The organism is Acinetobacter sp. LCT-H3 (assembly GCF_001866125.1).
GTDB lineage: Bacteria > Pseudomonadota > Gammaproteobacteria > Pseudomonadales > Moraxellaceae > Acinetobacter > Acinetobacter schindleri.
In genome coordinates this window covers 20,615-28,382 of the sequence record NZ_MODX01000031.1, presented here as the reverse complement: position 1 = coordinate 28,382, position 7,768 = coordinate 20,615, and the positions used below count along the sequence as shown (strand labels likewise).

The window sequence follows — 7,768 nt, the reverse complement described above, 5'->3', positions numbered from 1 at the left end:
CGATCGTCATCATCGTCATCATAGCTGCTGCGGCGTCCTGAATGACTACGGCTACCAGCTTCACGGGCTTCTTCTGAGGTAAATTCATGTGCATTACCGCTTCGATGAGCCGCACGTCCTGCTTCTCTGGCTTCTTCAGAGCTAAATTCGTGAGCATTTCCACTGGCATGGGCAGCTCGACCGCCTTGACTTGCTATTTCTCGTTGTCTTTCGGAGTCCATACTTGCAAATCCGCGATTTGAAGTATCGTTATCATTATCTTGAGTTGCCATGTTTTCCTTCCTTTAAATTATTTTTTTCAGCAAAGGTTAATTTGCCTGTACTAAGGTAGGAGCTAAAAGTTAAATACAGAAGGGATATTATGTGACTGAATTTAAAAATAGTAATACCAGTTTTTATTTTTATTATCAGAAAATGAAGAGTTAGTTGTTAATCTGTATTTTTCAATTACAGAGAACGACAATTCAATCTCATTATTTTACGCATAAAAAATATAGAGAGAAGAAAAATAGGAGTTGTGTATATATTCTGAGATGTCTAACTATATATTTAAATTTACTAGGTTAAGTCTGTTAATTATTTTATTAAAATAATAAGCTCAGTTATAAATTTAAATAATTAATAAAATAGAAATAATAATATAAGAGATAATAAATAATTTTTTAGAAGGTGGATAATTTGATCTGCTTCAATAGTTCAATATCTTTCTGTTTCACTCGAGATAAATTGAAAGCCATCTGTTGATAAGAGTTTTTTATCAACTCTTTGATTGGAGAGGCATCGAGATTTGGCTCTTCCAATCCTATAATTTAATGTTTTTTATTCATATGCTAACCGGTGCGGATATAAGGGTAAATATCTCGTAGTATTTTTCTATATTCAATTTTCAGCTTAACTGTATACATCACTGCTCTCACTGAACGATTGGGTACAACTGACCTCATGGAGAGAGTGTGATTTTCAGATGCTATTGGGTGCAAGGTCATAAGCTTTGAATAATTTAAAGAAAAGCTGTGGATAATTTAAATATTATCCACAGCTTAGTGGAAAGTTGTGAATAAATTAAGATGAACAACTCACCATGACTTCTGGGACATCACTTGGTAAAGGGCCTAAATCTTCAGGCTGTTCGAGTTCTGATTGCTTGGTAAATGGCTGGCCAAGTAACTTGAACAGGCGATCTACTTCTGAGAAGTCATCTGCTTCAGCAAGCTCGATGGCTTTCTGGGCCATATGATTACGCAAAATATAATGTGGATTGGCTTTAGTCATTTGCGTATCCAGCTCAGTGGTATCTTGAAACTCGCGAATAGTTTTATACTGGCTCAAGAAACTTTCAAAAGCACGACGGTCTAAGCAATCATCCTTAATGACGTCATACTCTTTATTCTGCAAACGGATAAAGCCTTGCGTGTAGTCCAATTGCTCAGATTGCAAGATACGCAGGAATGCCATGGCACAATCAAAACTGTCTTTGTGAAAACCTGGTAAGCCCATTTTTTGATTTAGACCGAGTTTATAGTGCTCAAGGAAAGTCGGCTCGTAATGCTCTAAACAAGCTGCTAAATCCTGCTTCCATTGTTCCCTGTCATAGTCAGTAGGGCAGAGTGGTACAAGATTATTCAGCCATTGCCATAAATTCCAGTGGGCAATACTTGGTTGCTGTTGATAGGTATAACGCCCTTGATAATCCGAGTGGTTATTGATCCAGTTCGGGCGGAAACGCTCCATAAATCCATAAGGACCAAAGTCCAGTGTAGAGCCGGTGATATTCAGGTTGTCGGTATTCATGACGCCATGAGCAAAGCCGACCAGTTGCCACTTCGCAATCATCACAGCCGTACGTTGAATGACTTTTGTTGCAAATGCCAGAATCGGCTGCTCTGCTTCAAGACATTCTGGATAATGCCACTCAATACATTTTTGGGCAAATTCACTTAAAAGATCAGGTTGATACTGATTAATCCATTCAAAATGACCAAAACGAATATGACACTCGGAAGTCCGTAGCATCATCGCGCCAGGTTCAAGTTTTTCACGCTGAATCCCTTGAGCAGAGGAGGTAAAACCAACAGCATTACTGGAAGCAATACCTAAACAGTTTAGGGCATGGCCTGCAAGATATTCACGAATAACTGAACGTAATACAGCACGACCATCGCCCATGCGGGAATATGGTGTAGATCCGGCACCTTTTAAATGTAGATCAATAGTCTGATTATTTTTATCCAGAATTTGCGCAATCAACAGACCGCGTCCATCACCGAGCTGTCCCGCCCATTGGCCGAACTGATGCCCGGCATATACCATTGCGAGGGGTTCAAATTCAGCGAAAGTTTTCTGACCACTACAAATTTCTATCCATTCAGCTTTGTCCTGTTCCGACCACTGCAGCTGATCAGCCAAAGCCTCATTGAAATGACCTGCTTTAGGTCCTTTTAATGGAACCGGTTGTTGATGATGATAGAGGCGGGAAGGGAGCGTGTTATAACGGGCATTAAAGTGCATAGCAATCAGATTTAACTTATATTTAGTTCACTATAACAAAGAATGATAACGAAAACTGTTGATCATTTTTGACCAGCTATAAATAAAAAATGCCCCGAATTCGGAGCATTTGTACAGTATCTAAATTATTCAGATACTGGCGTTTTTTTCAGGTTACGAACCAGTAAATTCAGAGTTTCACGGTGATGAGACAGGCGTTGTTCCACCAGCTGGAATTCCATCTTCAACTTGTCATCCATCTGATGGATTCTTTCAGCAACTGCTGCCTTTTTCACTTGAATTTCTTTTTCTTTCAGCTTGGCCCAGTCATTCAGGGTTTGTGTGAAAGCATCATATTCAAGGGCAATCTTGCTTTTGACATTGGCAATGTCTTCATTAACATCATGACCATACACGGCAAGATCTTGCTCGGCATATTTGAACTTCATTGCCAGCTCAGCTTTCTTGATGTTAAAGCTTGGAATACGGCGTAGGTTTTTTGCCAGCCCCAGTTTAGAGCAGGTCCAGATTAACCATTTTGTTGGATCATACTGCCACCATTTCACCCCATTACGGTAATCGTACTGGAAAATGTGATGGTAGTTATGATAACCCTCACCCCAGGTTGCAATTGCTAACCAGAAGTTATCACGTGCTGTATTTTCATCGGTATATGGACGTGAACCCCACATGTGACACAATGAGTTAATGAAGAAAGTCACGTGATGGCTCAGAATCAGACGAACTAGACCACCGAGTAACAATACACCCCAGACATCGCCTACTGCCCAGCCAATAGGAAGCAGAATCGCAGCATGCACAGCAATCACCAGCGGTACATAGTACTTATGCTGGAACATCACGACTTTGTCATTCTGCAGGTCAGGTGCATTTTTGTAGTTCGGTTCTGCTGCCGGATAATCACGAAGCATCCAGCCCAGGTGCGCATACCAGAAACCATTGTTGATCGAGTATGGATCTTTTTCGACATCATCGACATGGCGGTGATGGGTACGGTGACCTGAGCCCCAGTATAAAATACTATTTTGTACAGCAAATGTACCCATGATCATCAGAATGATTTTTAGTGGTAAAGTCGCTTCATAAGCACGATGTGCCCAAAGACGATGGTAACCCGCTGTAATACCAAGGCTACTAACACCAAGTAAAACAAACATACTGATCCAGGCAGCAAGACTGAAATCATGGTGATACGCATACAACGGGATCGCAATGACAGCTACGATTGGCAATGCAACCAAAGCAAATACAGCGACCCAGTTAATTGGGGCTTGAGGTAGGGGAGCATTCATCTCCAACAGCACTCCTGGAACCTAGGAAGAAGATGTTTCTGAACCTAGGAAGGTATATCTAAAAGGCCAAATCCTCTAAGCTTTATAGGGGATTGAACTTATGCATATTAACATGGGCAATAGGGTGGCACTAGCTTTATTGCACAGGTGTATTGTACTTATGAGTAACAGAATAATTAAAACGAAATGTGACATTTTTAAGCTGTGATAAGGTGCAGTTTTTAACCATTAAAATTAAGAATTTGACCTGTTACGAAGCAGAAAATTTCTATTTAGTTCATGCGTGTATGAGTATTAGTCATATAAAAATAAGTTCAAAACAAATAGTTCTAAGAATGTATTATCAGTCATGAACATCAAGTCAGTACTTTCATGGAAGCTCTCCATAATGAGTACACTGTTAATAAGATTAGATACAGATGTATAGCAATACGTTTACTCAGCTTTTCACTATCTGACAATTAAAAGAAAACCTCTTAAATCTAAGAGGTGGAGAAAACAAAAAATTTATTATCTTTAGAGTTGTTGCAGCATAAGTTTAGGATAATCAGTGATTAAACCTTGTACACCTAAATCACGTAATTCTTTGGCACGCTCAATATCGTTGACTGTCCATACACTGATATTCAGTTGGGCAGTTTGAGTTGCCTTAATCATTTCTTTGTTGGCCAATTCATTCATCCAGCCAATCTGACAACAACCCAGTTCAAGTGCCTGATCAATGGCTTTATGTTTTACATCAGTTTCAATCAATAAACCACGCTTAAACTGTGATTTTTGTTGTTGCAGTGCAGCATGAATTTTGGCATCAAAACTGGTAATAATAGCTGAATGTTCAAAGCCCTGGAGTTGTTGCTGTAATTCCAGGGTGATTTGTTCCGCGGCAGCTTCAGAAGCCACTTCTTTTATTTCGACTTCGATATGATCAAAGTTCTGAATGACATTTAAAGTCTGGTTTAAAAGGGGAGTTGGTTCAACCTGATTCCATTCAGACCATTGTACAGCATGATTATATGGGGACAGTTCTTCACGGCTGCATTCATAGAGATGCTTTTGCTGGCCTGTGGTACGTACAAAATTATCATCATGCATAATAATCAAGGCATTGTCTTTAAGTTGACGTACGTCAAACTCAACCGCGCGAATCCCGATTTCCTGAATATATTGAAATCCACCGAGGGTGTTTTCTGGTGCTTCCCCACGCGCACCACGATGGCCGATTATACGCATGTTGCGATAACCTGAAAAAATAAAGATAAATACATGATGTCGAATAATTATGACGGAACAATGACGATATTCTGCGCCTTTGGAACTTTATTGCAAAGATCGTCGACGCAGATTTTTTTGTGGAGTTTAATAAGTTTTAGTGGTTTTATTGATCAATAGTTTCATTGATATTTTTCTGCCATAGTACTTCAGAACCACCTTCAGCACGTTGTAAGGTACGTGAAGCTACAAATAACCAGTCTGATAGGCGGTTGAGTAGTTGAAGTGAGGTTGCCTGAATATTCTGGTCACGACTATGTACAGACATGACACTGCGCTCAGCTCGACGGCAAACAGCGCGTGCCTGATGGGCATAGCTACAAGACAATGAACCTGCTGGCAAAATAAAGTCTTTCAGCATGGGCAAAGCTTCATTCATGCGGTCAATATCATTTTCTAGAAAATCAATAGATACCGGTTGAACCAAGTTAAAACCGGGAATACAAACCTCACCACCCAAATCAAACAACCAGTGCTGGATCAGGCTAAGTGATTTGTCCCAAGTCGCTTTATTTTCAATTGGACTTATACTGATCTGGGAGCGTAATACACCAATGGTTGCGTTGAGCTCATCGACATCACCCAAAGCGGTGATACGTAAATCATCTTTGGCAACACGTGAACCATCACCGAGACCTGTGGTGCCTGAGTCGCCGGTACGGGTATAGATCTTACTTAAACGGTGGCCCATATGTGTTCCTTGAATTTTTAATGAAGATAATAAAAAAGGATAATGTCGGTCATAACATTATCCATAAACTGCGCTGTTTTAAAGTTTTTTTGCTGTTTAGAGCTTAGTATTTAAAGGTGATGCCTGCAGAAGCGAGACGGCCACCGTTGATATAGAATTCATCGCCACCATAAGATGCAGTCTTAAACTTGTTGTCACCGATATTCTGAATATTGGTAAAGACTTTAAGATGCGGATTGAGATTCCAATACGCATTCAGATCAACCGTGGCATAGCCAGGCAGTTCTTTCGAGTTTTTTGAAGCAGAAATTTTAGATGTGGATTTCGCAGTTAATGTCGCACTCAAACCATATACATTATTTTCTAATCCAATCGTTGTTGAAAGCGATTGGCGGGGACGACGAATAAGTTCTAAACCTGTTTGTTCATCTTGAGTTTTGACATAAGCGTATTCAGTACTCATAAATAAATCATCTTTTTGCCATTTTAGACCGAATTCACCACCAGTCATTTTTGCTTTGGCTGTGTTAATGAAGTCTGTTGTTGACGTATTTGTCAGATCGTCCCAACTATAATCAGGCGAAATTAGGTTTTTAACTTTAGTTTGATATAAGGATAAAGATGTACTGAAATGATCCGTTAATATTTGATCTATCCCGATTTCGTAAGAAATACTTTCTTCGGGTTTTAAATTGGGATTACCATTAGTGATGTACGTAGTTCCTTTCCACTCACTACTATCAGAATAGAATAATTGATTCCCAGTTGGCGCTTTAAAGCCTGTACCAATATTGCTGTAAATACTCGTTGTATCAGTAAGGTTATATCGACCTGCAATTTGACCGACTACATGGCTACCAAATTGGTCATGATCTTCTAAGCGTAAACCTGCTTGGGTATGTAGCTGATTGGAATCGTAATTATGTTGAACATAGTATCCGATACTATCTAAATCTTGCTTTTCTCCTTGAATAGCATAGCTCTCGATATGGGCTTGATTTAATGCTGCACCTAAGATGAATTTTTGACTTTCTGAAATCTTCAAATTAAGGTTAAGATCAGCTTCATCACGTTCAGTATTGAACATATAGCTGCTTCTAGATCCAAGTAATTCATCTTTGAAATTCGCATATTGCGCATTTAGTGCAAGGTTTTCTGTAAGCGTTGTACTTGCTTTTGCGATAAGAACTTGGTTAAGAAAGTCTTGAGAACCACCATAATAGACATTGGTTCCCTCATTTTTACTAAAACTTAGGCTGGCGCTGTATTTCTCTTGGTCGAGACCCAATTTTGCGCTGTAACCTTTTTGATCGTATCCTGCATCTTCTTTTGCTTTATTTGTAACGGGAGTTCCACCGCTTTCAAGGCGCTGAGCTTTAATTTGAGCGTATAAACCTGACTGATCTACAAAATCTGCGCCAACAATAGATTTATAGGTATGATTTTCACCTATCTCATTGGTCAATGAGATACCTGTTTTCTTAGGTGTAGCCGAAATCACATTGATGACACCACCAATCGCATCTGTACCATACTGAACGGATGCAGGACCTCTTAAGACTTCAATACGTTCAATATCGCTTAAATCTATATAAGGAATATTAGAGCCACCATCTAGAGCGGTATTTAAACTGACGCCATCTTTTAAAAATAGAAGGTGCTTTGAATCTGTACCACGAAGGAACGCAGATGTCGTTTGACCAATACCACCTGATTGCACAATGTTAATAGATGCTTCTCTATTCAGTAGAGAACCTAAATCTGCAATAGGAGATCGTTGAATGGTTTTTTCATCAATCACTGAAATACGAGCCGGTACATCTTTAATGTTTTGTTCACTACGAGAAGCTGTAACAACAATCGTATCTAGTTTTGCTTGAGCAACAGTCTGTTCAGCAGCATGAACAGAAGATGTGAAACCCAACGCAAGTGCGATCGAACCCGCTAAAGCAGCAGGCTGAAATTGAATAGTCATGATATGTGCTCCATACATTCACTCCCCGTGAAT

6 protein-coding genes are annotated in these 7,768 nt (G+C 39.6%); all 6 read right to left on the bottom strand.

The window, feature by feature from the left end:
- On the bottom strand, positions 1–272 hold a 272-nt coding region (locus tag BK820_RS13125), incomplete at its 3' end, for a KGG domain-containing protein (RefSeq protein WP_249449729.1).
- Positions 273–1,062: 790 nt separating this feature from the next.
- Complete coding sequence (locus tag BK820_RS13120) at positions 1,063–2,508, bottom strand: protein adenylyltransferase SelO (protein ID WP_071321179.1); 1,446 nt, start codon at positions 2,506–2,508, stop codon at positions 1,063–1,065.
- Positions 2,509–2,633: 125 nt separating this feature from the next.
- Positions 2,634–3,800 carry an acyl-CoA desaturase gene (locus BK820_RS13115; RefSeq protein WP_004816108.1) on the bottom strand — a complete coding sequence of 389 codons (1,167 nt, stop codon included), beginning with the start codon at positions 3,798–3,800 and terminating at the stop codon, positions 2,634–2,636.
- Positions 3,801–4,316: 516 nt separating this feature from the next.
- Positions 4,317–5,030 carry a glycerophosphodiester phosphodiesterase gene (locus BK820_RS13110; protein ID WP_071321178.1) on the bottom strand — a complete coding sequence of 238 codons (714 nt, stop codon included), beginning with the start codon at positions 5,028–5,030 and terminating at the stop codon, positions 4,317–4,319.
- Positions 5,031–5,175: 145 nt separating this feature from the next.
- Positions 5,176–5,760, bottom strand: a complete 585-nt coding sequence (locus BK820_RS13105) for a cob(I)yrinic acid a,c-diamide adenosyltransferase (RefSeq protein ID WP_071321177.1) — start codon at positions 5,758–5,760, stop codon at positions 5,176–5,178.
- 103 nt (positions 5,761–5,863) lie between these two features.
- Positions 5,864–7,735: a TonB-dependent receptor plug domain-containing protein gene (locus BK820_RS13100; protein WP_071321176.1), complete on the bottom strand. Its 1,872-nt coding sequence runs from the start codon at positions 7,733–7,735 to the stop codon at positions 5,864–5,866.
- Positions 7,736–7,768: the final 33 nt, after the last annotated feature.

Excerpts from the sequence above, each read along its gene's own strand:
- BK820_RS13120 (WP_071321179.1), bottom strand. The coding sequence starts at position 2,508 with ATGCACTTTAATGCCCGTTATAACACGCTCCCTTCCCGCCTCTATCAT.
- BK820_RS13115 (WP_004816108.1), bottom strand. The coding sequence starts at position 3,800 with ATGAATGCTCCCCTACCTCAAGCCCCAATTAACTGGGTCGCTGTATTT.
- BK820_RS13110 (WP_071321178.1), bottom strand. The coding sequence starts at position 5,030 with ATGCGTATAATCGGCCATCGTGGTGCGCGTGGGGAAGCACCAGAAAAC.
- BK820_RS13105 (WP_071321177.1), bottom strand. The coding sequence starts at position 5,760 with ATGGGCCACCGTTTAAGTAAGATCTATACCCGTACCGGCGACTCAGGC.
- BK820_RS13100 (WP_071321176.1), bottom strand. The coding sequence starts at position 7,735 with ATGACTATTCAATTTCAGCCTGCTGCTTTAGCGGGTTCGATCGCACTT.